This is a genomic window from Limnohabitans sp. INBF003 (genome assembly GCF_055396645.1).
On the sequence record NZ_AP029222.1, the window covers coordinates 744,199 to 769,108 of the forward strand.

Below are 24,910 nucleotides of genomic sequence, written 5' to 3' on the forward strand. Positions count from 1 at the left end.
TCATTCATGTCGCCCGAATTTTCGGCAGAAATGCAAACTTGCTAGCAGCCCGATCTCATGGTCGGCCTTTCACGCACAATGCAAGGTGGAGTTAAAAAAGGAGAGGCAATATATGGCGACACGCAAGCCACCACCGCCGCCGGCACAAGCGAACCTGACCGTTGACCAGATGCGCAAAGGCATTGCACGCTTGGAGCGACTGATTGGCGAAATAGAAGCCTTTGACGCGACGAAGCTTACCAAGCGATGGGGTCCAGAACAAACGACGCTTGAAACGACCATTGAGGGTACGTTGACTTCGGTCTTTGGCCACGAAACGGTTGAATATCGACGTTATGCACAAGCGACCAAGCTTGACCATGGCGCTGTCGTGATGAGCTTTGGCATGCGGGCACGCGACGAGGGCTATGAAGCACGACAATACGTTTCCGAAGGTAAAGTGCAGGCAGTCCAAATTCTGCGATCGGCAATCAACTGGCTGCACGACGAAATTGGCGACGCTGCAGGAAATTTACCCGCCGATGTACCTGCCCAAGCATCCGCTCCTCTGTCGCAGAAAATATTTATCGTCCACGGACACGACGAAGGCGCTCGCCAGACTGTGGCGCGTTTCATTGAGCGCATCGGTTTTAAGGCAATTATCCTAAGCGAGCAAGCCAATCAAGGTCGCACGGTCATTGAAAAGATCGAAGCGCACGGTGACGTTGGTTTTGCCGTTGTACTTTTGACCCCTGACGATATAGGCGGCAAGGATGCCGATTCGCTGCGCCCACGTGCACGCCAGAACGTCTTACTAGAACTAGGGTATTTCATCGGCCTGCTTGGACGTAAGCACGTATGTACCTTAGCCAAGGGTGACTTGGAGATTCCTACGGATTTCGCCGGGGTGGTTTGGGAGTCACTGGACGAAGGTGGCGCATGGAAGGCGGCTCTGGCGCGCGAATTAAAGTCCACGGGCTATTCTATCGACTGGAACAAGGTGATGGGCTAGTCGTATTCGGCGTCTGCATTCAGCCAAAGCCCGATCTTGCATGCTTGCTAGGCATTTTCTCACCTTTTCATTTCTCAGCCGCTACAAAGCGGTTATTGGGGAACGTCTGCAACTGCCCGTGAGCTGTCCTACGGGAAATGCTTCCTGAACAACTGCTCCCGCTGCAAACGCGCCCCTCGCTCAATCAACGCGCCCAGAGTAGACCCACTGTTTTGAGTCCCAGCACCGTGAGGGCCAGGGAGCCAAACAAGTGCAAGCTGGCCGTACCTGCCGCCAGCGCAAAGCGGCCTTGTTGCAGCATGGCCACTACCTCGGCCGAGAAGCTGGAAAAGGTGGTCAGTGCCCCTAAAAAACCAGTGACCAGTGCCAATCGCCAAACCGGGTCCAACTCCGGCAGTTGCTGGAACACCCCCACGCACACGCCCACAAGATAGCCCCCGATCAGGTTGGCCGCCAGCGTGCCCCAGGGCAAGAGGCCGGTACTGACGCTGGCAGGGTTGAGCCACAAACCCAACTGCCAACGCGAGAGCGCCCCCACGCAAGCACCGAGACAGATCGCGATCACCGTGAGCATGGCGCAAGTCCTTTATGTGGCTGGTTGGGGTGTTTTAAAACGGCGGGTCTTCGTCGTCGTCTGTCGCAGCTGCGTCTGTTGCGACCGTTGAGTTGATCACTGTGCGCGTGGGGTTCGGAATGGCTTGGTCGGCCGCAGCCGCTCCCAGCTCCATTTCCCCGCCCAGTGCTTCGATCAGGCTGTCGATCAACGGCCCCAGCAAGCCGGTCGACAAGGCCACGTCGGCATCAAAGCGGTCTTCGTTCTTGTCGGTGCCCGATTCGTCCATCACACCGTCGAGGTATTGCACTTTTTTCAGTTGTAGCGTCTCGGTCAGCACAAAGGCCACGCGGCCGTCCCAGCTGAGTGCTAGCTGGGTGGGCAGCTTGCCTTCGAGCACGTGCTTGCGCACATCGTCGTTGGCCAAGTGGTGGCGGGTAAAGCGCACGCTGGCAGCGTCTTCGCCGGTGGACTTGAGCACGGTTTCGCGCTCCACCGTGAGGTCGGCAGGCCATTCGTCGGGCGTGGGGGCCAGCAGCCACTGCGTCATGGCCGCTTGGGGTGATGTGACGGTCTGGATCAGCGAGACCGACAGGCCACCCATCACGTTCATCAGTGCCGACATCACTTCGTCGGCCTTGCCCTGGCTGCCTGCGTTCAGCACCAAACGGCGGTTTTCCAGATCCATCCATACCAGCACGGTGGATTGGCGGGCAAAAGCCTGTGGCAGCAGCGACAGCAGCACATCGTCCATCAGGTCGCGTTTTTCTTTTTTGCCGGGCTTGCGGCCTGTGGCAGCTTCGATTTCGGCGATCCGTTCATCGGCCTTGCGGCGCACCACGTTGCCGGGTACGGCCTTGGACTCGATCATCAGCTTCATGATCCATTGACCGGCCACGGATTCGACCAGCGGACCATGGGCCTCGCCCCGTGGTGGAACCCAGCCAATCGACTTTTCCTGGCTGGCGCCACACTCTACAAATTGCACCGGCTCCAAGGCCGCTTGCACATCGGCCAAAGTGGGGGCAAAGCCCTCGCCGATGCGGTAAACCATCACATTTTTGAACATCCGTCACTCTTTCATGCCACTCAAGGCCAGCGCGGCATCTTACCGGAGTGGGGTGCTGTTTTACTTGGCCACACCCATCAGCATGTCGGGCACGATGGTGACGATGGACGGGAACACCGTGATCAGCCCGATGCCCACGATCATGCAGGCGAAAAACGGCAGGGTGACGCGGGCAATCCGGTTGCTGTCGATGCCGGTCATGTTCTGCAGCACAAACAGGTTGAAGCCCACGGGTGGTGTGATCTCGGCGATCTCGACCAGCATGATGATGAAGATGCCAAACCAGACCAGGTCAAACCCGGCTTTTTGGATCATGGGCAGCACCACGGCGCTGGTCAGCACGATCATCGAGATGCCGTCCAGGGCCGTGCCCAAAATCAAATACACCACGACCAACACGCCAATCAGGCCAAAAGGCGAGAGGTTCATGCCATGCACAAACTCGGCCAGTTCACGGGGAATGCCGGTGAAGGCCATGGTTTTGGTCAAGAAGGCGGCGCCCGCGAGGATGAACATGATCATGCAGCTCACACGCGTGGCGCCCACCAGGCCTTGCCAGAAGTTCTCCCAGGTCAGGCTGCGGCCGGCGGCGGCAATGGCCAGCGAGCCCAGCACACCATAGGCCGCGCATTCGGTGGCGGTGGCGATGCCCGCCACCAACACCCAGACGATGAACACGATCAGCAGCGAGCAGGGGATCAGGCTGCCCGAGCGCCGCATTTTTTCCATGAAGGTGGTGGGGGCTTCTGCTGGAGGCACTTTGTCGGGATTGCGCAGGCTCCACCAGATGATGTAGCCCGAGAACAGGCCCATCAGCAAAAAGCCGGGCAAAAATCCAGCGAGGAACAAACGGATCACGCTGGCGTCTGCCGCCACGGCGTAGACCACCATGGTGATGGATGGCGGGATCAAAATGCCCAGACCGCCCGCAGCGGCCAGTGAGCCCAGCGCGATGTTGCGGTCGTAGCCGCGTTTTTCCAGCTCGGGCAGGGCCACCTTGGCAATCGTGGCGCAGGTGGCCGCCGACGAGCCCGAGACCGATCCAAAAATGCCGCAGCCCAGAATGGTGGTGTGCATCAGGCGGCCCGGCACTTTGGACAGCCAGGGCGACAGGCCGTCAAACATCTGCTCGGACAGCTTGGTGCGGTACAAAATCTCGCCCATCCAGATGAACATGGGCAGGGCTGCAAGTTCCCAGCTGGCCGAGGTTTCCCAGAAAGATGAAAACAGGTTTTTGCCAGGCAGGGTGTTGGTAAAGAACGCCTGACCGACCCAGCCCACAATGGCCAGCGTCATGGCGATCCAGACGCCACCACTCAGCATCAACAACATCAAAAAGAGGAGCAGGCCTCCGATTTCAAGCAGGCCCATCACATCTCCTCGGAAAAATCACCACGGGCGTGCCGTTCTTCGACCCGCGCCACATAACTGGGCTTGCCGCCCTTGAAAACGCACACGCATTCGTCGAGCACCGCAATCACCAAAATGGCCGAGCCGATGACAAAGCTCATCTGCGGAATCCAGATCGGAATCGCCACCATGTTGCCCGCGATGTCGTTGAACTCGTAGCTTTCCCAAGTGAAGCGCGCTGCCCAGTAGCCCAGGTAGCCAATCGCCACAGCGGCCACGGCCAGCGAGACCAACTCCAACCAGCGGCGCACGGGCGCAGACACCGATTCGAGCACCAGCGTCACGCGCACAAAGTCGCCGTTGCGAAAACTGTAGGCCATGCCCAAAAAAGCTGCAGCTGCGCACAGCCAGGACACGATGTCGTTGACCCAGGAGACGCGCCACTCGAACACGCGCCCCACGGATGCAGCGATCATCAAGACCAAAATGGCCAGCACACACAGCGCGGCCAGATTGCCGCCCAAGAGGTACAAACGGTCCAAAAAACGCCGGAGCAGACCGGTTTGTGCTGTGTGACTGGAGTTCATGTTGGCTTATTTCTTGGTGTACGCGTCAACCAGGCCCTTGCCCTCGGGGCCCGATTTTTCAAGCCACTCTTTGAGCATGGTGTCGCCGACTTTTTTCATGTCCGCCTTGAGTTGGGCCGATGGTGGGGTCACCGTCATGCCATTGGCCTTGAGTGTGGCCAGCGTGGTGTCGTTCACTTTGCGTGACTCAGCCCAGCCGCGGACTTCGGCTTCAGCTGCGGCCTTCATCATGGCGTCCTGTGTTGTTTTGTCGAGTGCGTCAAAAGCCTTTTTGTTCGCGATCACCGCATTCTTGGGCAACCAGGCCTGCACGTCGTAGTAGTACTTGAGGTGTTCGTAGAGCTTGCTGTCCACGCCAGTGGCGCCAGACGTCATGGTCGACTCGACCACGCCTGTGGCCAGAGCCTGGGTGAATTCGGCAGCTTGCACCGTGACGGGTTGAGCTCCCACCAACTCGGCGATGCGGGCGGTAGATGGGCTGTACGAGCGCCACTTGATGCCTTTGAGATCGGCGGCACTGGCCAGCGGCTTCTTGCTGTAAATGCCCTGGGGTGGCCAGGCCACCGAATACAGCAGCACCATGCCTTGCTCGGCCAGTTTTTTCTCCATCAAAGGCTTTTGGGCCTTGTAGAGCTTCATGCCTTCGTCATAGCTGTCGGCCAGGAAAGGCAGGCCATCGGCTGCATAAATGGGCCATTCGTTGCTGAAGTTGGCCAGCAAAATCTCACCAGCTTGGGCTTGACCGCCTTGCACTGCACGTTTGATTTCCGGTGCCTTGAAAAGGGATGCGTTGGCGTGGACAGTGATTTTGAGCTTGCCCGCTGTGGCTTTGTCCACATCTGCGGCGAACTGGGCCAGGTTGACCGAGTGGAAGTTGCTGGCGGGGTAGGCGGCGGGCAAGTCCCATTTGGTTTGGGCCGAGACGACACCGGAGACAGCAAGCAAGCCAGCCAACAGGCTGAGGTGAAGAACGCGACGTTGCATGAAAACTCCTGAAAAGAGAGGGAACAAACGGTCAACTGAACTGAGCAAGAGCTGTACCCGCTTTTGTGTGCGAATCTGGTGCATCTGGCTGCACCTTCACTGTAGGCAGCTTGGCGGTGTCTTGGGATCGGTAATTTCCCTTAATGTCAACAAATTGTTGGCAAATTGTTTCTATCGGGGCTAGACTTTCCCATCGCTTTTGAAACACGCGCAGACATGCCCCGCAAAAATTCACCTACAGCTTCAGCCCCCAGTCCGATCGTGTCCTCGGCCCATTTGGTCTCGCCCGACAGCGCCGAGATGAGCGAGTTCGAGTTCGGTTTGATCGTTGCGGGCAATGCCTTTCACCGCTGGATCATCCACTGCATGGCGGCCGCAGGCCTGAAAGATCTGACGCCTCTGGATGTGCTGGTGCTGCACCATGTCACGCACCGGGCCCGTGACAAACGCTTGGCCGACATCTGCTTCATCATGAACATCGAGGACACGCATTTGGTGAATTACGCCTTGAAAAAGCTGCAAGCCCTGGGCGTGGTGGCATCTCAAAAAAATGGCAAAGACGTGACCTATGCTGCCACCGACGAGGGCCGTGCTTACGTGCAGCGTTACCGCGAAATCCGCGAGAGCTGTCTGATCGATGCGCTCAAGGCCGACGATGGGTTGAACCGTGACATTGGCGAGCTGGCCCGATTGCTGCGTGTGCTCTCGGGCATGTACGACCAGGCGGCGCGTGCCGCCGCCTCTTTGTAAACCTGGTTTTTGAATCCTGATTTTTGAGCGACTTATGACCGAATCCAATATCTCTCCTGCAGGAAAAAACCGCTGGCAATTCTGGATCGACCGCGGCGGCACCTTCACCGATGTGGTGGGCAAGCGGCCTGACGGCACCTTGGTCACGCACAAGCTGCTCTCTGAAAACCCAGAGCAATACAGGGACGCTGCGGTGGCGGGCATTCGCCATTTGCTGGGCTTGAAACCGGGCGAGCCAGTTACGCCAGATCGGGTCGAGTGCGTGAAGATGGGCACCACCGTGGCCACCAATGCGCTGCTGGAGCGCAAAGGCGAAGCCACGCTGCTGGTGACCACGCAGGGCTTTGGCGATGCGCTGCGCATCGCCTACCAAAACCGCCCGCGTTTGTTTGACCGCCAGATCGTGCTGCCCGAATTGCTCTACAGCGCGGTGGTCGAGGCGCAAGAGCGTGTGGCGGTGGATGGCGAGGTTTTGCAGCCTTTGGACGAGGCCCATTTGCGCACCCAATTGGCCCAGGCGCATGCACAAGGCGTGCGCTCGGTGGCGGTGGTGTTCATGCACGGCTGGCGTCACACAGCGCACGAGCAGGCAGCGGCGCGTCTGGCGCGTGAAGTCGGCTTCACGCAAGTCAGCACCTCGCACCAAACCAGCCCGATGATGAAGCTGGTCAGCCGGGGCGACACCACGGTGGTGGATGCTTACTTGTCGCCCATCCTGCGCCGCTATGTGGACCAAGTGGCCAGCGAAATGCCGGGTGTGAAACTGATGTTCATGCAGTCTTCGGGCGGCCTGACAGACGCCCAGGTGTTTGCGGGCAAAGACGCCATCTTGAGCGGCCCGGCGGGCGGCATTGTGGGCATGGCCCGCACGGCGCAGTTGGCGGGGCATGACAAGGTGATTGGTTTTGACATGGGCGGCACGTCCACCGACGTGTCGCACTTTGCCGGGCAGTTCGAGCGCGAGTTTGAAACCCAGGTGGCCGGGGTGCGCATGCGTGCGCCCATGATGAGCATCCACACGGTGGCTGCAGGCGGTGGTTCGCTGCTGGCCTATGACGGTGCGCGGTTTCGGGTGGGCCCGCAAAGCGCCGGGGCCAACCCGGGCCCGGCCAGTTACCGCCGGGGCGGGCCGCTGGCCGTGACCGATGCCAACGTGATGGTGGGCAAGGTGCAGCCGAGGTTCTTCCCCTCGGTGTTTGGGCCGGATGCGAGCCAGCCACTCGACGCCGAGGTGGTGCGCGGGCACTTCGAAAAACTGGCCCAGCAAACCGGCCGCGCTGCCGAAGATGTGGCGCACGGTTTCATCCAGATCGCGGTGCAGCAGATGGCCAACGCGATCAAGAAAATCTCGGTGGCGCGGGGTTATGACGTGACGCGCTATACCTTGCAGTGCTTTGGCGGCGCGGGCGGGCAGCATGCTTGCCTGGTGGCCGATGCCCTGGGCATGTCGCAGGTGCTGGTGCATCCGCTCGCGGGTGTGCTGTCGGCCTATGGCATGGGTCTGGCCGACCAGAACGTGATGCGTGAAGAGTCCATTGAGCGGCGCTTGGACGCTGCGGCCATGCCTTTCATGGCCGAGCGTTTGCAGGCCTTGGGTGAATCCACCCGCCAGGCTTTGCTGGCGCAGATGGGTGGAGACGCGGGCAGCGCCCACCGCATCGAGCTGCGCCAACGCGTGCATTTGCGCTACGAAGGCACCGACTCGGCGCTGGTCGTGCCCTGGGGCGATCAGGCCCAGTTGGTCGCCGGTTTTGAAGCGGCCTACCGCCAGCGCTTTGCCTTTTTGATGCAAGGCAAGGCTCTCGTGGTCGAGGCGGTGTCGGTCGAGGCTGTGCTCCCCGGTGATGCGCCCGAAGAGGCTATCAGCACCTTGCACCCCGAGCGTGCAGTGCCGCGCCGCGACACCGTGCGCGTGTACGCCGCCAATGCGCAAGGCGTGGCCCAGTGGCAGGACGCCGCGCTGGTGGTGCGCGAAGACATGCGCCCGGGCGATGTGATAGACGGTCCGGCCATCATTGCCGAGAAAAACGCCACCACCGTGGTGGAGCCAGGTTGGCAGGCTCGGCTGACTGCTCTCGACCACTTGCTGCTGGTGCGCGTGCAGGCGCGGGCCGTGCAGCATGCCGCAGGCACGCAGGCCGACCCGGTGCTGCTGGAGGTGTTCAACAACCTGTTCATGAACATTGCCGAGCAAATGGGGCTGCAGCTGCAAAACACGGCCTACTCGGTCAACATCAAGGAACGGCTGGATTTTTCGTGTGCCTTGTTCAGCGCCGAAGGCCATTTGATCGCCAACGCGCCGCACATGCCGGTGCACCTGGGCTCGATGGGCGAGAGCATCCAGACCGTGATTCAGGAGAACAAAGGCCGCATGCAGCCGGGCGATGTGTTTGTGCTGAACGACCCTTACCACGGCGGCACGCATTTGCCCGACATCACGGTGATCACGCCGGTGTATCTGGACGGCCACGCCGAGCCGGTGTTTTATGTGGGCTCACGCGGGCACCACGCCGATGTGGGTGGGCTCACGCCGGGCTCGATGCCGCCGTTTTCCACGCGCATCGAAGAAGAGGGCGTGCAGATCAACAACTTCAAATTGGTCGAAGCTGGGCGTTTGCGCGAGGCCGAGATGGTGGCCTTGCTGCAAAGTGGCGAATACCCCTCGCGCAACCCGGCGCAAAACATGGCCGACCTGAAAGCGCAGATCGCCGCCAACGAAAAAGGCGTGCAAGAGTTGCGCCGCATGGTGGCGCAGTTTGGCCTGGACGTGGTGCAGGCCTACATGCGCCATGTGCAGGACAACGCCGAAGAATCCGTGCGCCGCGTCATCACGCGCTTGAAAAACGGTGCGTTCACTTTGCCGCTGGACAACGGCGCGCAGATCCAGGTGGCGGTGCGCGTGAATGCGCAGCAGCGCACGGCCGAGATCGATTTCACGGGCACCAGCGCCCAGTTGCCCAACAACTTCAATGCGCCACGCGCGGTGTGCATGGCGGCGGTGCTCTATGTGTTCCGCAGCCTGGTGGACGACGACATCCCGCTGAATGCCGGTTGTCTGAAACCGCTCAAGGTCATCATTCCCCAGGGCTCCATGCTCAACCCCAACCCGCCCGCTTCGGTGGTGGCGGGCAATGTGGAAACCTCGACCTGCATCACCAATGCGCTGTTTGGCGCATTGGGCGTGATGGCGGGCAGCCAGCCGACCATGAACAACTTCACTTTCGGCAATGCGCGGGTGCAGTATTACGAAACGATTTCGGGTGGCAGCGGGGCGGGTGGGCGCTTTGATGCGCAGGGGCAGCTGGTGGGAGGTTTTGACGGCACCTCGGTGGTGCAAACCCACATGACCAATTCTCGCCTGACCGACCCCGAGGTGCTGGAGTTCCGCTTTCCGGTGCGGCTGGAAAGTTACGCCATCCGCCAGGCTTCAGGCGGCGCGGGGCGCTGGCGCGGCGGTGATGGCGGTGTGCGCCGTGTGCGTTTTCTGGAGCCGATGACGGCGGGCATTTTGTCCAACGGTCGCATCCATCCGGCTTTTGGCATGGCCGGTGGCCAAAGTGGCTTGCCGGGCATCAACCGTGTGGTGCGCAGCGATGGCATGGTGCAAGAGCTCGCGCACATCGGCCAGGTCGAGATGCTAGCGGGTGATGTGTTTGAAATTCATACCCCGGGCGGAGGTGGTTTTGGAGAACCCGAGCCGAGCTCGTCGGTCTGAGGTTCAGGGTTTGGGGGGTGAAGCGGGCGGGGCTTGGCCATAGCCCTGGCCTTGCACCCGCACACCTTGCGCCGACAAGCTGGCAGCTTTCTTGGGGCCGATACCTTTGACACGCTGCATCACATCAGGCCAGTCCCGAAATGGGGCTTTTTCACGTTCGGTCATGAATTCACGGGTCAAAGCCGGGCCAACACCTTTCAAGCCATCGAGATCAATTTCTGTGGCTTTGTTCAGATCCACTTGCGCCCAAGCAACGCCTGCCAACAAGACGGTGGCGATTGCGGCTGCTATTTTTTTGATCATCGGAGCCTCTCCCTGTTTTGGATGGCTGCAACCTGCGTGCAGTTCAAGCCATTGTGGTCAACAGGCAGGGGCGGTGCAAGAGGGGCATCCTTTGAAACCAGCGGTTGACAGCCGACCCTCAGAGTTCTTCAATGCGCCTTGGCGGGTAGCTGTCCCAGGCTTGGCAGCCTGGGCAGTGCCAGAAATGTTCTTTGGCTTCAAACCCGCAAGCGGCGCAACGGTAGCGCGCCAAGGGTCGGATGGCTTGCTCCAGCGCTTTCTGTACCGGGGCAGGCAAGGGATGTGCTTCGCTGCTTTCTTCGGTCAACCAGCGGGTGGCGGCCATCAATGACGCTTGTTTTTCCAAATGGACGAGGTAGCGCTGGTGCGATGCGGCCGCGCCGTCTGGCGAATGGGCTTCCAGCGCCGTGATGGCTTCCAGCACATCAATGCAAGGCTGCTTGGCGTAATGAGTTTCCAGCAGTTGCATGGCGGGCTGAGACAAGGCTGCGGCTTGGGCGGCCTTGGCCAAGCTGGCTGCCGCCAGCGGTGCAGCCAAATCCGAGCGCTCAAACAGGGCAGACAAGGTCTCAAACGCCTGCTCGGCTTGGCCTTGTGACAGCTGCAGCTGCCCCAGCAAAATGCGGGGTCTGGCGGCATCGGGTGTGGCTTGAACGGTGGCCGTCAATATCTTCAAGGCTTGGACAGCATCGCCTTGCTGAACGGCTTCTCGGGCTTGCTCGCATTGGTAGTGGGCCATGCGGATGGCGAAGTTGGCTTCGCCCGAGTTTTCAAGCAGGCGCGCAACCCTTGCGGCTTCAGGCCATTCGCGGGAGCGCTCGTAAATGGCCAGACGCGCCAGACGGGCCTGACCTTCGTAAGACGTGCCCTCCAGTTTGCGCAGCGCTTCTTCTGCACGGTCCAGCAGACCCGCCTTCAAAAAGTCGAGCGCCAGGCCATGCTGCGCACGTTGGCGGTCGGCGCCACTCAAATCCGCACGCGACAACAGGTGTTCGTGCACGCGCACAGCACGGTCGTATTCGCCTCTGCGGCGAAACAGGTTGCCCAGCGCAAAGTGCAACTCGGATGTATCGGGGTCGTTTTGAACCGCTTCGATGAAGGCGTCAATGGCTTTGTCTTGCTGCTCGTTGAGCAGGTAGTTCAGGCCCTTGAAGTAAGCGCGTGGGGCTTGCCGGTTGGCGATGCGCATTTGGCGCAAGTCCAGGCGCGATGCGATCCACCCCAAGGCAAAAGCAGCGGGCAGGCCCAGCAATATCCAGGTCAGGTCAAGTTCCATGAGGTGTCTCTGGCACAGGTGTGGGTTCGGTTGCGGCGGTCAGGTTTTGGCGAGCAGCCTGGCGATGACGCCACCAGCGCGGGACCATGCCCAGCACGCCGACCATCACGCCCAGACTGAAGGCAGAAAGCACAACCAACACAGTGGGTGCTTGCCAAAACGTGCCGAAAAAGAAATTGACGCGCGTTTCTTGCTGGTTATTCAGCGCAAAAGCGAACAGGGTAAAAAAGACAGCGGCTTTCAGTAGCCACTGAAGCAGCCGCAGCAGACGTTTCATGGAAGACCTCGGAATCTGGCCCCATTCTAACGGCCCGTTTTAGCCGATGAAGGCCGTTGACGTGCATGGGCGGTGCGACGCTGCTCGCAGCGTGGTCAACACAACAGATCAGGCTTTGGCCTGGTCGGTGGCTTGGCTGGCGGTGCCTGCATCCACAGCTTCGCGCAGGGCTTTGCCGGGTTTGAAATGGGGTACCCGTTTTTCCGGAATCTGAACGCTTTCGCCAGACCGGGGGTTGCGGCCAACACGGGGTGGGCGGCGGTTGATGGAGAAGCTGCCAAAGCCGCGAATCTCGATGCGGTGACCTTTGACCAGCGCATCGCTCATGGCGTCCAGCACCGTTTTGACGGCCAGTTCGGCGTCACGGTGGGTCAGCTGTGCAAAGCGGGCGGCGAGTTCTTCAACCAGATCGGAGCGGGTCATGTTGTCACTTCGTTGTTCATGCTTGTCGGTGCCATGCACCGGCCTGAAAAAAGCCTGCCCCCATGACAGGGGCAGGCTTTTCAGACAGCAAGCGTCTTCAGATCAAAGAGATCAGTTGTTGTCCAACTTGGCACGCAACAAAGCGCCCAGGCTGGTTGTGCCGGCGTTTTCACGCGAAGACTGCTGCGACAAGGAAGCCATGGCTTCTTGTTGGTCCACAGCGTCTTTGGCTTTGATGGACAACTGGATGTTGCGGGTCTTGCGATCCACGTTCACCACCACAGCGGTCACTTCGTCGCCGACTTTCAGCACGTGGCTGGCGTCTTCCACGCGGTCGCGCGAGATTTCGCTGACGCGCAGGTAGCCCACGATGTCTTCGCCCAAGTCGATTTCAGCGCCCTTGGCATCCACAGTCTTGACCTTGCCGGTGACGGTTTGGCCTTTGTCGTTGATCGACACGAAGGTGGTGAAAGGATCGGAATCGAGCTGTTTGATGCCCAAGCTGATGCGTTCGCGGTCCACGTCCACAGCCAAGACCAAAGCCTCGACTTCTTGACCCTTCTTGAATTCGCGCACGGCGTTTTCGCCGGTTTCGTTCCAGGACAGGTCGGACAGGTGCACCAGGCCGTCGATGCCGGCAGCCAAGCCCACGAACACGCCGAAGTCGGTGATCGACTTGATCGGGCCCTTGACGCGGTCGCCGCGCTTGGTGTTCTGAGCGAACTCTTGCCATGGGTTGGCACGGCACTGCTTCATGCCCAAGCTGATGCGGCGCTTGTCTTCGTCGATCTCGAGGACCATGACTTCGACTTCGTCACCCAAAGCAACGATCTTGGAAGGTGCCACGTTCTTGTTGGTCCAGTCCATTTCGGACACGTGCACCAAGCCTTCGATGCCTGGCTCGAGTTCCACAAACGCGCCGTAGTCGGCGATGTTGGTGATCTTGCCGAACATGCGAGTGCCCTGTGGGTAGCGGCGGTTCACGCCCATCCATGGGTCGTCGCCCATTTGCTTGAGGCCCAAGGACACGCGGTTTTTCTCGGTGTCGAACTTGAGGATCTTCGCAGTGATTTCCTGACCAGCAGTGACCACTTCGGAGGGGTGACGGACACGGCGCCATGCCATGTCGGTGATGTGCAACAGGCCGTCGATACCGCCCAGGTCCACGAATGCACCGTATTCGGTGATGTTCTTGACGACACCGTGAACGATGGAGCCTTCGCGCAATGTTTCCATCAGCTTGGCGCGCTCTTCGCCCATGGAGGCTTCCACCACAGCGCGGCGTGACAACACGACGTTGTTGCGCTTGCGGTCGAGCTTGATGACCTTGAATTCCAGGGTCTTGTTCTCGTAGGGAGACAGGTCTTTGGTAGGACGTGTGTCGACCAAAGAGCCGGGCAAGAAGGCGCGGATGCCGTTGACCAACACGGTCAGGCCACCCTTGACTTTGCCGCTGGTCACGCCAGTGACGAATTCGCCGGATTCCAGGGCTTTTTCGAGGGACATCCACGAAGCCAGACGCTTGGCGGTGTCGCGGGACAAGATGGTGTCGCCGTAGCCGTTTTCGATGGAGCCGATGGCCACGGAGACAAAGTCGCCGACCTGGACTTCAACTTCACCCTGGTCGTTCTTGAACTCTTCGAGGGGCACGTAGGACTCGGACTTGAGACCGGCGTTGACCACAACGAAGTTGTGCTCGATGCGCACGACTTCAGCAGTGATGACTTCACCTGGGCGCATTTCCGTGCGCGTCAGGGATTCTTCGAATAGGGCGGCAAATGATTCAGACATGAATTTTCCTCATCCACAAAACAGGACTGACGAACGCGACATGCGTCGTTTCCAGGAGCTGACTGTGGCGGTTGGTTGTGCGGCGTGAGCCGCGGTTGGTTTTAAAAATCCACCTGGCCAGTGTGCAAGCTGCACGAAGAGAGCCGGGTGGAACTTCAGGTCAGCCTGCGCAGGGCAGGCTGGGTGGCCGTTTTCGGTTCATCAACCTCAGTTGATTAACCGAAAGCATGCCGACTTTGCCACCAGACCATCACCTGTTCCACCGAGGCTTCGATGGTCAGAGACGAGTTGTCCAGTTGCAAGGCATCTTGTGCGGGCTTGAGTGGCGCAACGCTGCGGGACATGTCCCGGGCATCACGCGCTTCCAAGTCAGCGCGAAGAGCGTCGATGTTAGCCGAAAAACCCTTCAAAATCAATTGCTTATGCCGTCTTTCGGCCCTTTGGGCCGCGCTGGCGGTCAAAAACACCTTCAAAGGGGCGTTCGGGAAGATCACGGTGCCCATGTCGCGGCCATCGGCCAGCAGGCCGGGCAGGCGCTGAAAACTGTGTTGCAGCTGAACCAAGGCGTCGCGTACGGCAGGCAAAACAGAGACTTTGGAGGCGTTCATGCCGCCTTGTTCGCTGCGAATGGCGTCGGTGACGTCCACGCCGCCCAAGAGCACTTGTTCGCCTTCAAAGCGCACCGGCAGGCCGCGGGCCAGATCAGCGATCTTGGCTTCATCAGCGGCCTCCAGCGTGAGGCCCGCTTGCAAAGCGGCGTGGGCGGTCACGCGGTAGAGGGCACCCGAGTCCAGGTAGTGGTACCCGAGCTGCGTGGCCACGCGGCTGGCCAGCGTGCCTTTGCCCGAGGCCGTGGGGCCGTCGATGCAGATCACTGGGATGTTCGTGGCCTCTGTGTGCGCCACCGAGAACAAGGCCTCAAAGTAGTCGGGGAAGGTCTTGGCCACGCACTTGGGGTCTTCGATGCGCACCGGGATCTGGTCTGCGTTGAAGGCGGCCAGCGAGAAGCACATGGCCACGCGGTGGTCGTCGTAGGTGTGGATGCTGGCGCGTTGCCACTTTCCGGCAGGCAGGGGGTGGATGGTGATCCAGTCCGGGCCTTCCTCCACGGTCGCACCCAGTTTGCGGCTTTCGTTGGCCATGGCCACGATGCGGTCGGTTTCCTTCACGCGCCAGCTGGCGATGTTGCGCAGCGTGGTCGGGCCGTCGGCGTACAGCGCCATCACGGCCAGCGTCATGGCGGCATCGGGGATGTGGTTGCAGTCGAGGGTGATGCCTTTGAGCGGCCAGGCGCCACGCTGAATTTCGAGCCAGTTGGGGCCGCTGGTGATCTTGGCACCCATTTGCGCTGCGGCGTCCATGAAGCGGATGTCGCCCTGGATCGAGTCGGCACCCACGCCTTGGATGTGGATGCCGTCCCCCTGAGCGATGGCACCCAGCGCGATGAAGTAGCTGGCCGAAGACGCATCGGCTTCGATGTGGATGCTGCCGGGCGACTGGTAGCGGCTGCCTGCTGGAATGACAAAGCGTTCCCAGCCCTGACGCTCCACGGCAATGCCGTAGCGTGCCAGCAGGTTGAGCGTGATCTCGATGTAGGGCTTGCTGATGAGTTCACCCACCACCTCGATGGTGATGGCGCGGTCTTGGGCAGCCAAGGGCAGAGCCATCAGCAGTGCGGTGAGGAACTGGCTGGACACATCGCCGCGCACGGGGATGGGTTTGTTGAGCTGCAGCGAAGGCTGGCGCACGCGCAGGGGCGGGTAGCCCTCGTTGCCCAGGTAGTCGATGGCGCAGCCCAGTTCACGCAGCGCGTCCACCAAGTCGCCAATGGGGCGCTCGTGCATGCGGGGTACGCCTTTGAGGGTGAAGTCACCACCCTGAACGGCTAGCGCAGCCGTGAGCGGGCGCATGGCCGTGCCCGCATTGCCCATGAAAAATTCAATCGCATCCGAGGGCCAGGCGCGGCCACCCAGACCGGTGATGGTCACTGTGGTGCCATCGACTTCAACGCCGCAGCCCAGTTGGCGCAGCGCGGCCAGCATCACGCGGGTGTCGTCCGAGTCCAGCAGGTCGTGGACCACGGTGGTGCCTTGGCACAGCGCCGAGAGCAGCAACACGCGGTTGGAGATGCTTTTGGAGCCGGGCAGGGTGACGGTGCCGGACGCGCCTTGCAGCGCAGGAAGGTCAAGAAAGGCGGTGGAGAACATGGGTCAGTCTTCAGAAGCTTTGTTGCAAGCGTTGCCCGCTTGCAGCGTCCAGGCCGAGCGCACATCGCTGGCTTGTTGAATCAGGTGTTGCAGTGTTTGGGCATCGCCTTGCTTCAAGGCGGTTTCAAACTGGTCGAGTGCGGCGCGAAAGTGCGCGACTTGTGTGAGCACTTCTGCCTGGTTAGCGCTCAGGATGTCGCGCCAGACCGATGCGTCACTGGCTGCGATGCGGGAAAAATCCCGGAAGCCGGGACCGGCCATTTCCAGGAAGGCCGCGCCTTGCGGCTGTGTGCTCAAGGCATTCACTGCGGCAAAGGCCAGCAGGTGGGGCAGGTGGCTGACAGCCGCAAACGTGGCGTCATGCGCTTCGGGCGTCATGGTGCTCACATGGCTGCCGATGGCGGTCCACACATCGTGCGCCGCTTGCATTTTGTGAACGCCCGTTTGGGGCAGCGGCGTGAGGATGGTACGGCGGGCTTGGTACAACACACTTTCGGCGTGTTCGATGCCTGCGACTTCCTTGCCTGCAATGGGGTGGGCGGGTACGAAACAACTCAGACGCTCGCCCAAAGTGGTCTGGGCTGCGGCAATCACATCGCATTTGGTGGAACCCACGTCCATCAGCAAGGTGCTCGGCTGCAGCGCATCGCGCATGGCCGCAAAGCTGGTGTGCATGGCACCCACCGGCACGGCCAACAAGACCAGATCGGCGCCTTGCACCGCTTCGGCCACGCTGGTGCAGGCTTGGTCGATGACTCTCAAATCAAGGGCGCGTTGGCGGGTTTTCTCAGAAGCGCTGAAGCCGACGATGGTCTTGACAAGGCCTGCTTTGCGCAAGGCGAGTGCAAACGAGCCACCCATCAGGCCGCAGCCAATCAGGGCCAGGCGCTCGAAACGTGGCGCAGTCGGGCGCTCGGGCGTCATTCAGAAACAGGGTAGGAACCCAGCACCTTGTAATACGCGCACAGCCCTTGCAGCTCTTGCAAGGCAGCCGCCACATGCGGCTCGCTGATGTGGCCTTGCAGGTCGATGTAGAAGTAATACTCCCACTGGCCGGATTTGGCGGGACGCGATTCAAAGCGCGTCATCGACACGCCATTGTTCTTAAGCGGCACCAGCAAATCGTGCACGGCACCCGGGCGGTTGGGCACCGACACCACCAAGCTGGTGCAGTCTTTGCCCGACGCTGGTGGCGTGGCCAATGTTTGCGGCAGGGCAATCACCGCAAAACGGGTGCGGTTGAAGGCTTCGTCCTGGATGGCGTGGTGCACGATGTGCAGGCCAAATTGGCTGGCGGCACGTTCGCTGGCCAGCGCGGCCCAGGCCGGGTTGGTGGCCGCCAGGCGCGCACCTTCGGCGTTGCTGGAGACAGCGCGGCGCTCGACATGCGGCAGATGCTTGGTCAGCCAGCCCTGGCATTGGGCCAAGGCTTGTGGATGGGCCATCACGACCTCGATGCCCGCATCGGAATTGAGCTGACGCAGCAAATTGAAGCGCACTTGCAGGCTGACTTCGCCCACCACATGCACGGGTGAGCGCAAGAACAAATCGAGCGAACGGGCCACCACGCCTTCGGTGGAATTTTCCATACCGACCACACCGTATTGGGCGGTGCCTGCGGCAGTGGCGTGGAAGACTTCGTCAAAGTTGGCGCAGTAAATCAGGTTGGCCGCACTGCCAAAAAATTCGATGGCAGCTTGCTCGCAAAACGTGCCCTGGGGGCCCAGCACCGCCACGCGTTGCGGGGCTTCCAGCGCCAGGCACGCCGACATGATCTCGCGCCAGATGGAGGCGACATGCTCGTTTTTGAGCGGGCCGGGGTTGGCTTGCGTGATCTTGTCGATCACTTGCGCCACGCGGTCAGGGCGGAAAAAAGGCGAGCCTTCGGCGCGTTTGATTTCGCCGACTTTTTCAGCCACATGGGCACGCTGGTTCAACAGGCTCAGCAGCTGCTTGTCCAGCGAATCGATCTGCACGCGCAGTGCACCCAGTGCATCCGACTGAATGGGTTGTTGGCTCATGTCCGCAAGTCTTTCTGGCGGCCTGGTTCAGGCCTGTGTTTTTTCAAATTCACGCATGTACGCCACCAAGGCCTGCACACCTTCGAGCGGCATGGCGTTGTAAATGCTGGCCCGCATGCCACCCACCGATTTGTGGCCCTTGAGTTGCAGCAGGTTGGCAGCTTTTGCGCCAGCCAGAAAAGCGTCGTTGCGCGATTCGTCACGCAAGAAAAATGGCACGTTCATGCGCGAACGGCAATCCTTGGCCACTTTGTTGACGTACAGGCTGGAGCTGTCCAGAAAGTCGTACAGCAGCTCGGCCTTGGCGATGTTGCGCGTCTCCATGGCCGTGATGCCGCCATTTTTCTTGAGCCACTGGAACACCAAGCCAGCGATGTAAATGCTGTAGGTTGGCGGCGTGTTGTACATCGATTGGTTGTCGGCCACCAGCTTGTAGTCAAAGGCGCTCGGGCAGTGCGGCAGGGCATGGCCGATCAGGTCTTCGCGCACGATGACCAAAGTCAGTCCTGCCGGGCCGAGGTTCTTTTGCGCACCGCCAAAGGCCAGGCCCACACGTGTCCAGTCAACAGAACGTGAGGCCACATGCGAAGAAAAGTCCACCACCAGCGGGGCGTCGCAGCCCAGCGCCTTGAGGTCGGGCAACTGGTGGAATTCCACGCCATGGATGGTTTCGTTGCCGCAGATGTGCACATAACGGCTGTCAGCACCGATTTGCCAAGTGTCTGGCGAAGGCAAGGTGGTGAAGCCTTCAGCTTGCGCATTGGCTGCCACGCGGGCCGGGCCGTACTTGCCCGCTTCCTTCAGTGATTTCTGGCTCCAGCTGCCCGTAAGCACAAAGTCCATGGCGCCGCCTTGCGACAGGTTCAGTGGCACGATGGCGTTTTCGGCCAAGCCACCGCCCTGCATGAACAGGATCTTGAAGTTCGCAGGCACCGCCAGCAGTTCTCGCAGGTCAGACTCCGCCTGTTCGTAAATGCTGATGAACTCCTTGCCGCGGTGGCTCATCTCCATCACGCTCATGCCAGAGCCGCGCCAGTCCAGCATTTCTGCAGCGGCTTGTTGGAGCACAGCCTCAGGCATGACGGCAGGCCCTGCCGAAAAATTGAACGCTCGGCTCATGCCTTATTCCGCTGCAGGTGCGCTGTCGTCCGCAGATGCATCTGCATCACCTTCGGCCACGTTCGCATCGTTCTCGACGATGCGTTGCAGGCCTGACAGCTTTGCACCTTCGTCCAAGCCGATCAAGGTCACGCCTTGTGTAGCACGGCCCAACTCGCGAATTTCGGCCACGCGGGTGCGCACCAAAACGCCAGTGTCCGTGATGAGCATGATCTCGTCATCGGCATGCACCAAGGTCGCGGCCACCACTTTGCCGTTGCGCTCGGATTGCTGGATGGCGATCATGCCCTTGGTGCCCCGACCATGGCGGGTGTATTCGGCAATCGACGTGCGTTTGCCGTAGCCATTTTCAGTAGCGGTCAGCACGCTTTGTGTTTCGTCTCCGGCCACCAGCATGGCGATCACGCTCTGGCTTTCTTCGATCATCATGCCGCGCACACCACGGGCGCTGCGGCCCAGCGGTCGCACGTCGTTTTCGTCAAAGCGCACAGCTTTGCCACCATCACTGAACAGCATCACGTCGTGCTGGCCATCGGTCAGCGCTGCACCAATCAAAAAGTCGCCTTCGTCCAGGTTGACCGCAATGATGCCGCCCTTGCGGGGGTTGCTGAACTCGTCCAAAGAGGTCTTCTTGACCGTGCCCATGGAGGTGGCCATGAAGACGTACTGGTTTTCAGGGAAGGTGCGCGCTTCGCCAGTCAAGGCCAGCACCACGTTGATCTTTTCGCCTTCTTGCAGCGGGAACATGTTGACGATGGGGCGGCCGCGTGAGCCGCGGGAGCCCGCAGGCACTTCCCAGACTTTCAGCCAATACAAACGCCCCCGGTTGGAGAAGCACAACAAGTAGTCGTGCGTGTTCGCGATGAAGAGCTGGTCAATCCAGTCGTCTTCTTTGGTGACGGCGGCTTGCTTGCCGCGGCCACCGCGCTTTTGCGAGCGGTATTCACTCAAGGGCTGGCTCTTGATGTAACCGCTGTGCGACAAGGTCACGACCATGTCGGTTGGTGTGATCAGGTCTTCAGTGGAGAGGTCTTGCGCGCTGTGCTCGATCTCGCTGCGGCGTGCACCGATCTTGGTCTGACCGAATTCCTGACGCACAGTGCCCAGCTCGTCGCCAATGATGGTCGAGACGCGCTCAGGCTTGGCCAGGATGTCCAGCAGGTCTTCAATCTCGGACATGACCTCTTTGTACTCGGCCACGATCTTGTCTTGCTCCAGGCCGGTCAGACGCTGCAGACGCATTTGCAAAATTTCTTGCGCTTGGGTGTCGGACAGACGGTACAGGCCGTCTTGGCTCAAGCCATATTCCCGCTCCAGGCCTTCTGGGCGGTAGTCGTCGGCATTGACCACAGAACCGTCGTCGCGGGCACGGGTCAGCATGGTACGCACCATCTGGCTGTCCCAGCCTCGGTTCATCAGTTCGACTTTGGCCACAGGTGGGGTGGGGGCACCACGAATGATGGCGATGAAATCGTCGATGTTGGCCAAAGCCACCGCCAAGCCTTCCAGCACGTGGCCACGGTCACGCGCCTTGCGCAACTCGAACACGGTGCGGCGTGTGACCACTTCGCGGCGGTGTTGCAAGAACACCTGGATCAGGTCTTTCAGGTTACACAGCTTGGGTTGCCCATCGATCAGGGCCACCATGTTCATGCCGAAGGTGTCCTGCAGCTGGGTCTGTTTGTACAGGTTGTTCAGCACCACCTCGGGCACGGCACCGCGCTTGAGTTCGATCACCAGGCGCATGCCCGATTTGTCAGACTCGTCCTGGATGTGGCTGATGTCTTCGATTTTCTTCTCGTGGACCAGTTCGGCCATGCGCTCTTGCAGGGTCTTTTTGTTGACCTGGTAGGGCAGCTCGTCGACCACGATGCACTGGCGTTGACCTTTGTCGATGTCTTCAAAGTGGCATTTGGCGCGCATGATCACGCGGCCACGACCTGTGCGATAACCGTCCTTCACACCGGTCATGCCGTAAATGATGGCCCCTGTCGGGAAGTCCGGTGCCGGCACAATTTCCATCAGTTCGTCGATGGACGCTTCAGGATTGCGCAGCAAATGCAGGCAAGCATCGACCACTTCGTTCAGGTTGTGCGGCGGGATGTTCGTGGCCATGCCCACGGCAATACCGCCGGAACCGTTGATCAGCAGGTTGGGCAGGCGCGAAGGCAGCACCAGCGGTTCTTTTTCCGAACCGTCGTAGTTGGGGCCGAAATCGACCGTGTCTTTGTCGATGTCACCCAGCATCTCGTGGGCGATCTTGGCCAGGCGGATCTCGGTGTAACGCATGGCGGCCGCGTTGTCGCCGTCCACGGAACCGAAGTTGCCCTGACCATCCACCAGCATGTGGCGCATCGAAAAGTCCTGCGCCATGCGCACGATGGTGTCATACACCGACTGGTCACCGTGCGGGTGGTATTTACCGATCACGTCACCGACGATACGCGCCGACTTCTTGTAAGGGCGGTTCCAATCGTTGTTCAGCTCATGCATGGCGAACAAGGCTCGGCGGTGCACAGGCTTGAGGCCATCCCGTGCGTCGGGCAAGGCGCGTCCCACAATCACGCTCATCGCGTAATCGAGGTAGCTGCGCCGCATTTCCTCTTCCAGACTGATGGGCAGTGTTTCTTTGGCGAACTGGGTCATAAAGATAGAGGGGGTATTGGACGCAATGTGAAGACGTGATTTTAGGTGCAAGCGGATGTCGCGAATATGCAACATTTATAGTTCATACCTGTAACTGTATTGTTTGTGGGTGCGGCGTTTAACGAATCTCCCTTCCGTCTATGGCACAATATTTATCAACGGTTCAGGTGACGGTCATCTGAAACGTATTTTTTTTCGCAGCGAGTCTGCGGCTTTATCCCTTAAGAGGAAGACCATGAAGAAATTCAACAATGTGGCGATGTTGATTGCCTCCGCAGCTCTCGCAACTGCCGCTGGCGCTCAATCTGTTGACAACTGGCGCAACGGCTCCGGCGACCTCGTCTGGAAAAACGGCACACAAGAACTGTGCTGGCGCGATGCCAACTGGACACCTGCAACTGCAGCTGCTGGTTGCGATGGTGCCATCGTTGCTCCTAAAGCCGCTCCTGCTCCAGCACCAGCCCCCCAAGCTGCTCCAGCACCAGCTCCAAAAGCCGCTCCAGCTCCTGCACCCGCACCAGCTGCCGCCACCAAAGTGACTTACGCTGCTGACGCATTCTTCGACTTCGACAAAGCTGTGTTGAAAGCTGAAGGCAAAGCCAAGCTGGACGATCTGGTTGGCAAAGTTAAAGGCATCAACCTGGAAGTCATCATCGCTGTGGGTCACACTGACTCCGTCGGCTCCGATGCTTACAACCAGAAGCTGTCTGTCAAGCGTTCTGACGCTGTGAAGGCTTACTTGGTGTCCAAAGGCATTGAGAAAAACCGCGTTTACACCGAAGGCAAAGGCGAAAAGCAGCCAGTTGCTGACAACAAGACTTCTGCTGGCCGTTCCAAGAACCGCCGCGTGGAAATCGAAGTGGTGGGCACACGCGCCAACTGATCTTTCCTGATCACACCAAAAAAGCCCCAGCAATGGGGCTTTTTTTATGGCTGTTTCTCATGTGCCGTGCAGCTTGCATGACAATCTCATCCATGAATCAATCAACCAGTAACGTCGATCCGGCCGAATTGGCCAAATTTTCTGATCTGGCCCACCGCTGGTGGGATCCGGAAAGCGAATTTCGTCCTTTGCACCAGATCAACCCTTTGCGCCTGGAATGGATCAATGGCCTGGTGCCCTTGAGGGGACTGAAAGTCGTGGATGTGGGCTGCGGCGGGGGCATTTTGGCCGATGCCATGGCCCGCAAAGGTGCACAGGTTTTGGGTGTGGATTTGGCGACCAAATCACTCAAGGTCGCCCAGTTGCATGCGTTGGAAGCGGGTACGGTGGGCGTCCAATACCGTGAAGTCAGCGCAGAGACCTTGGCCGCGGAACAAACTGCACAGTTTGATGTGGTGACCTGCATGGAAATGCTGGAACACGTGCCTGACCCGGCATCTGTGGTGAGGGCCTGTGCCCAAATGGTCAAGCCAGGTGGCTGGGTTTTCTTTTCCACGCTCAATCGCAACCCCAAGTCGTTCCTATTTGCCATCGTTGGCGCTGAATACATCCTGAATTTATTGCCCAGAGGAACGCACGAATTCGCCCGCATGATCAAGCCCAGCGAGCTGCTCACCTGGGCCAGAGAAGCCGGGCTTGATGCTCAGGGTTTTAAGGGCATGGAGTACAACCCTTTCACCAAGCGATATTGGCTCAGCCAGGACACCAGTGTGAATTATTTGCTGGCTTGCCAAAAAGGATAACAACGCATGTTTCAGAACGTAGAAGCCGTGCTGTTTGACTTGGATGGCACCCTGATCGACAGCGCACCTGATTTGGGCGCAGCAGTTGACAAAATGCGCGTTGACCGTGGGTTGTCGTCTTTTCCGTTGGAACACTATCGCCACATGGCCGGAGCTGGGGCACGCGGCATGATCGGGATCGCTTTTGGTTTGACGCCCGAACACCCTGAATTTGAGGCCATGAAGGAAGAGTTTTTCGTGAATTACGAAAACTGCATGAATGAGCGTACCCGCATCTTTGATGGCGTGGTCGACATGATTGCGACTTTGGTGGCACAAGGCTTGCCGTGGGGCGTGGTGACCAACAAGTCCAGCCGTTTTACCGACCCGTTGACTTCGGTGATGCCACTTTTTGCGACGGCAGGAGCCATTGTGAGCGGCAACACCACGCCGCATGCCAAGCCGCACCCTGAGCCGTTGTTTGAGGCTGCAAGGCGTTTGTCGATTGATCCTGCACGCTGTGTTTATGTGGGAGATGATGAACGCGATATCGTGGCAGGTTTGGCTGCGGGTATGGGCACGGTCGCTGCCACTTATGGTTATTTGGGACAGCAGACCGATATTTCACGCTGGAAGGCTCATTTGCACATTGATTCTCCGATGGACCTCTTGAAATTCCTGAACAAGCCCTAAAATAGACTGTGAGGGGCTGCACTGGTTTCGACATGGGTTCGGACGCGTGGCAGGGCATGTCGAGGTTCTGATCCTCGTAAAACAGCAGAAAAAAAACTAACTGCAAACGACGAACGTTTCGCACTCGCCGCTTAATCCGGTGAGCCTTGCAACAGTTGGCCGATAGGCTGGGTTAGGGTGATGAAGGTGTTAAAGCCTTCAAAGTCCTAGCTGCAAGGTAAAACATATGGGCTGGCATCACTCCGGGTACCTTGGTGTGGTGTGAGAAAAAAGGGTACTGGCTGGATGTTCAGCGTGTCGCTGCGCGGTTCATTTGGCGAGACTCAAATCAGACGACTACACATGTAGAACTGTACGAAAAAGACTTATGGACGGGGGTTCAAATCCCCCCAGCTCCACCATTTAAAAGTTCAAAGGCATTCGGTGAATCCACCGGATGCCTTTTTCTTTGATGACTGACCACTGGAATTTTTTAAATAAGCAGGAGACT

General features: G+C 59.5%; 21 protein-coding genes and 1 other RNA gene. 7 read left to right on the top strand and 15 right to left on the bottom strand.

What is annotated here, in order from left to right:
* Positions 1-112 precede the first annotated feature (112 nt).
* Positions 113-991 (top strand): TIR domain-containing protein, encoded by an 879-nt coding sequence (locus ACZ5VE_RS03545; RefSeq protein ID WP_464456691.1) that lies wholly within the window; start codon positions 113-115, stop codon positions 989-991.
* A 184-nt stretch (positions 992-1,175) separates the two neighbouring features.
* Here the strand turns inward: ACZ5VE_RS03545 and crcB are convergent, their stop codons facing one another.
* From crcB to ACZ5VE_RS03570, 5 genes are read right to left on the bottom strand one after another with little or no spacing between them, the layout of a single operon-like run.
* Positions 1,176-1,565: a fluoride efflux transporter CrcB gene (gene crcB, locus ACZ5VE_RS03550; protein WP_464456692.1), complete on the bottom strand. Its 390-nt coding sequence runs from the start codon at positions 1,563-1,565 to the stop codon at positions 1,176-1,178.
* Positions 1,566-1,599: 34 nt separating this feature from the next.
* Positions 1,600-2,613: a recombination-associated protein RdgC gene (locus ACZ5VE_RS03555; RefSeq protein WP_464456693.1), complete on the bottom strand. Its 1,014-nt coding sequence runs from the start codon at positions 2,611-2,613 to the stop codon at positions 1,600-1,602.
* Between the two features lie 60 nt (positions 2,614-2,673).
* Positions 2,674-3,984, bottom strand: coding sequence for a TRAP transporter large permease (locus ACZ5VE_RS03560; RefSeq protein ID WP_464456694.1), 1,311 nt, complete (start codon positions 3,982-3,984; stop codon positions 2,674-2,676).
* Positions 3,984-4,550: a TRAP transporter small permease gene (locus tag ACZ5VE_RS03565; RefSeq protein WP_464456695.1), complete on the bottom strand. Its 567-nt coding sequence runs from the start codon at positions 4,548-4,550 to the stop codon at positions 3,984-3,986. Before ACZ5VE_RS03565 ends, ACZ5VE_RS03560 begins: the two co-directional genes overlap by 1 nt.
* A gap of 6 nt (positions 4,551-4,556) precedes the next feature.
* Positions 4,557-5,534: a TRAP transporter substrate-binding protein gene (locus ACZ5VE_RS03570; RefSeq protein ID WP_464456696.1), complete on the bottom strand. Its 978-nt coding sequence runs from the start codon at positions 5,532-5,534 to the stop codon at positions 4,557-4,559.
* 216 nt (positions 5,535-5,750) lie between these two features.
* On the opposite strand from ACZ5VE_RS03570, the gene ACZ5VE_RS03575 reads away from it, so the two are divergent.
* A complete protein-coding gene (locus ACZ5VE_RS03575; protein WP_464456697.1) occupies positions 5,751-6,284 on the top strand; it encodes a winged helix DNA-binding protein in 534 nt (177 codons plus the stop codon).
* Positions 6,285-6,318: 34 nt separating this feature from the next.
* The gene (locus ACZ5VE_RS03580) at positions 6,319-9,999 is read left to right on the top strand and encodes a hydantoinase B/oxoprolinase family protein (protein WP_464456698.1); all 3,681 of its coding nucleotides are present in this window, start codon (positions 6,319-6,321) and stop codon (positions 9,997-9,999) included.
* A 3-nt stretch (positions 10,000-10,002) separates the two neighbouring features.
* Here ACZ5VE_RS03580 and ACZ5VE_RS03585 read toward each other — a convergent pair whose 3' ends face one another.
* The 10 genes from ACZ5VE_RS03585 to gyrA all read right to left on the bottom strand — a co-directional run bounded on the left by ACZ5VE_RS03585 (position 10,003) and on the right by gyrA (position 22,062).
* Positions 10,003-10,302, bottom strand: coding sequence for a ComEA family DNA-binding protein (locus ACZ5VE_RS03585; RefSeq protein WP_464456699.1), 300 nt, complete (start codon positions 10,300-10,302; stop codon positions 10,003-10,005).
* A gap of 118 nt (positions 10,303-10,420) precedes the next feature.
* The gene (lapB, locus tag ACZ5VE_RS03590; RefSeq protein WP_464456700.1) at positions 10,421-11,578 is read right to left on the bottom strand and encodes a lipopolysaccharide assembly protein LapB; all 1,158 of its coding nucleotides are present in this window, start codon (positions 11,576-11,578) and stop codon (positions 10,421-10,423) included.
* Complete coding sequence (locus ACZ5VE_RS03595) at positions 11,568-11,855, bottom strand: LapA family protein (RefSeq protein WP_464456701.1); 288 nt, start codon at positions 11,853-11,855, stop codon at positions 11,568-11,570. Before ACZ5VE_RS03595 ends, lapB begins: the two co-directional genes overlap by 11 nt.
* 108 nt (positions 11,856-11,963) lie before the next feature.
* Positions 11,964-12,278, bottom strand: a complete 315-nt coding sequence (locus ACZ5VE_RS03600; RefSeq protein ID WP_464456702.1) for an integration host factor subunit beta — start codon at positions 12,276-12,278, stop codon at positions 11,964-11,966.
* A 111-nt stretch (positions 12,279-12,389) separates the two neighbouring features.
* Complete coding sequence (rpsA, locus tag ACZ5VE_RS03605; RefSeq protein WP_019431250.1) at positions 12,390-14,069, bottom strand: 30S ribosomal protein S1; 1,680 nt, start codon at positions 14,067-14,069, stop codon at positions 12,390-12,392.
* Between the two features lie 215 nt (positions 14,070-14,284).
* Positions 14,285-16,276, bottom strand: coding sequence for a bifunctional 3-phosphoshikimate 1-carboxyvinyltransferase/cytidylate kinase (locus ACZ5VE_RS03610; RefSeq protein ID WP_464456703.1), 1,992 nt, complete (start codon positions 16,274-16,276; stop codon positions 14,285-14,287).
* 3 nt (positions 16,277-16,279) lie between these two features.
* Positions 16,280-17,200, bottom strand: coding sequence for a prephenate dehydrogenase (locus ACZ5VE_RS03615; RefSeq protein ID WP_464456704.1), 921 nt, complete (start codon positions 17,198-17,200; stop codon positions 16,280-16,282).
* The gene (gene pheA / locus ACZ5VE_RS03620) at positions 17,197-18,297 is read right to left on the bottom strand and encodes a prephenate dehydratase (RefSeq protein WP_464456705.1); all 1,101 of its coding nucleotides are present in this window, start codon (positions 18,295-18,297) and stop codon (positions 17,197-17,199) included. The genes ACZ5VE_RS03615 and pheA overlap by 4 nt, the downstream gene beginning before the upstream one ends.
* 27 nt (positions 18,298-18,324) lie before the next feature.
* Complete coding sequence (gene serC, locus ACZ5VE_RS03625; RefSeq protein ID WP_464456706.1) at positions 18,325-19,416, bottom strand: 3-phosphoserine/phosphohydroxythreonine transaminase; 1,092 nt, start codon at positions 19,414-19,416, stop codon at positions 18,325-18,327.
* Positions 19,417-19,419: 3 nt separating this feature from the next.
* On the bottom strand, positions 19,420-22,062 hold the full coding sequence (gyrA, locus tag ACZ5VE_RS03630) for a DNA gyrase subunit A (RefSeq protein ID WP_464456707.1): 2,643 nt from the start codon (positions 22,060-22,062) through the stop codon (positions 19,420-19,422).
* Positions 22,063-22,297: 235 nt separating this feature from the next.
* Between gyrA and ompA the strand changes: the two genes are divergently transcribed.
* The 4 genes from ompA (at position 22,298) to ssrA (ending at position 24,821) form a co-directional block, all read left to right on the top strand.
* A complete protein-coding gene (ompA, locus tag ACZ5VE_RS03635; RefSeq protein ID WP_464456708.1) occupies positions 22,298-22,945 on the top strand; it encodes an outer membrane protein OmpA in 648 nt (215 codons plus the stop codon).
* A gap of 92 nt (positions 22,946-23,037) precedes the next feature.
* Complete coding sequence (gene ubiG / locus ACZ5VE_RS03640) at positions 23,038-23,748, top strand: bifunctional 2-polyprenyl-6-hydroxyphenol methylase/3-demethylubiquinol 3-O-methyltransferase UbiG (RefSeq protein ID WP_464456709.1); 711 nt, start codon at positions 23,038-23,040, stop codon at positions 23,746-23,748.
* Between the two features lie 6 nt (positions 23,749-23,754).
* The gene (locus tag ACZ5VE_RS03645) at positions 23,755-24,420 is read left to right on the top strand and encodes an HAD-IA family hydrolase (RefSeq protein ID WP_464456710.1); all 666 of its coding nucleotides are present in this window, start codon (positions 23,755-23,757) and stop codon (positions 24,418-24,420) included.
* Between the two features lie 12 nt (positions 24,421-24,432).
* Positions 24,433-24,821, top strand: a transfer-messenger RNA (tmRNA) gene (ssrA, locus tag ACZ5VE_RS03650).
* The last annotated feature ends 89 nt before the right edge of the window (positions 24,822-24,910 follow it).

Bases quoted from the DNA above. Each gene is read 5' to 3' on its own strand.
- ACZ5VE_RS03585 (WP_464456699.1), bottom strand. From the start codon at position 10,302: ATGATCAAAAAAATAGCAGCCGCAATCGCCACCGTCTTGTTGGCAGGC.
- ACZ5VE_RS03575 (WP_464456697.1), top strand. From the start codon at position 5,751: ATGCCCCGCAAAAATTCACCTACAGCTTCAGCCCCCAGTCCGATCGTG.
- ACZ5VE_RS03570 (WP_464456696.1), bottom strand. From the start codon at position 5,534: ATGCAACGTCGCGTTCTTCACCTCAGCCTGTTGGCTGGCTTGCTTGCT.
- gyrA (WP_464456707.1), bottom strand. From the start codon at position 22,062: ATGACCCAGTTCGCCAAAGAAACACTGCCCATCAGTCTGGAAGAGGAA.
- ubiG (WP_464456709.1), top strand. From the start codon at position 23,038: ATGAATCAATCAACCAGTAACGTCGATCCGGCCGAATTGGCCAAATTT.
- rpsA (WP_019431250.1), bottom strand. From the start codon at position 14,069: ATGTCTGAATCATTTGCCGCCCTATTCGAAGAATCCCTGACGCGCACG.
- ACZ5VE_RS03595 (WP_464456701.1), bottom strand. From the start codon at position 11,855: ATGAAACGTCTGCTGCGGCTGCTTCAGTGGCTACTGAAAGCCGCTGTC.
- ACZ5VE_RS03565 (WP_464456695.1), bottom strand. From the start codon at position 4,550: ATGAACTCCAGTCACACAGCACAAACCGGTCTGCTCCGGCGTTTTTTG.
- ACZ5VE_RS03545 (WP_464456691.1), top strand. From the start codon at position 113: ATGGCGACACGCAAGCCACCACCGCCGCCGGCACAAGCGAACCTGACC.
- ACZ5VE_RS03600 (WP_464456702.1), bottom strand. From the start codon at position 12,278: ATGACCCGCTCCGATCTGGTTGAAGAACTCGCCGCCCGCTTTGCACAG.
- ACZ5VE_RS03610 (WP_464456703.1), bottom strand. From the start codon at position 16,276: ATGTTCTCCACCGCCTTTCTTGACCTTCCTGCGCTGCAAGGCGCGTCC.
- ACZ5VE_RS03615 (WP_464456704.1), bottom strand. From the start codon at position 17,200: ATGACGCCCGAGCGCCCGACTGCGCCACGTTTCGAGCGCCTGGCCCTG.
- ACZ5VE_RS03645 (WP_464456710.1), top strand. From the start codon at position 23,755: ATGTTTCAGAACGTAGAAGCCGTGCTGTTTGACTTGGATGGCACCCTG.
- ACZ5VE_RS03560 (WP_464456694.1), bottom strand. From the start codon at position 3,984: ATGGGCCTGCTTGAAATCGGAGGCCTGCTCCTCTTTTTGATGTTGTTG.
- pheA (WP_464456705.1), bottom strand. From the start codon at position 18,297: ATGAGCCAACAACCCATTCAGTCGGATGCACTGGGTGCACTGCGCGTG.
- lapB (WP_464456700.1), bottom strand. From the start codon at position 11,578: ATGGAACTTGACCTGACCTGGATATTGCTGGGCCTGCCCGCTGCTTTT.
- crcB (WP_464456692.1), bottom strand. From the start codon at position 1,565: ATGCTCACGGTGATCGCGATCTGTCTCGGTGCTTGCGTGGGGGCGCTC.
- ACZ5VE_RS03555 (WP_464456693.1), bottom strand. From the start codon at position 2,613: ATGTTCAAAAATGTGATGGTTTACCGCATCGGCGAGGGCTTTGCCCCC.
- serC (WP_464456706.1), bottom strand. From the start codon at position 19,416: ATGAGCCGAGCGTTCAATTTTTCGGCAGGGCCTGCCGTCATGCCTGAG.
- ompA (WP_464456708.1), top strand. From the start codon at position 22,298: ATGAAGAAATTCAACAATGTGGCGATGTTGATTGCCTCCGCAGCTCTC.
- ACZ5VE_RS03580 (WP_464456698.1), top strand. From the start codon at position 6,319: ATGACCGAATCCAATATCTCTCCTGCAGGAAAAAACCGCTGGCAATTC.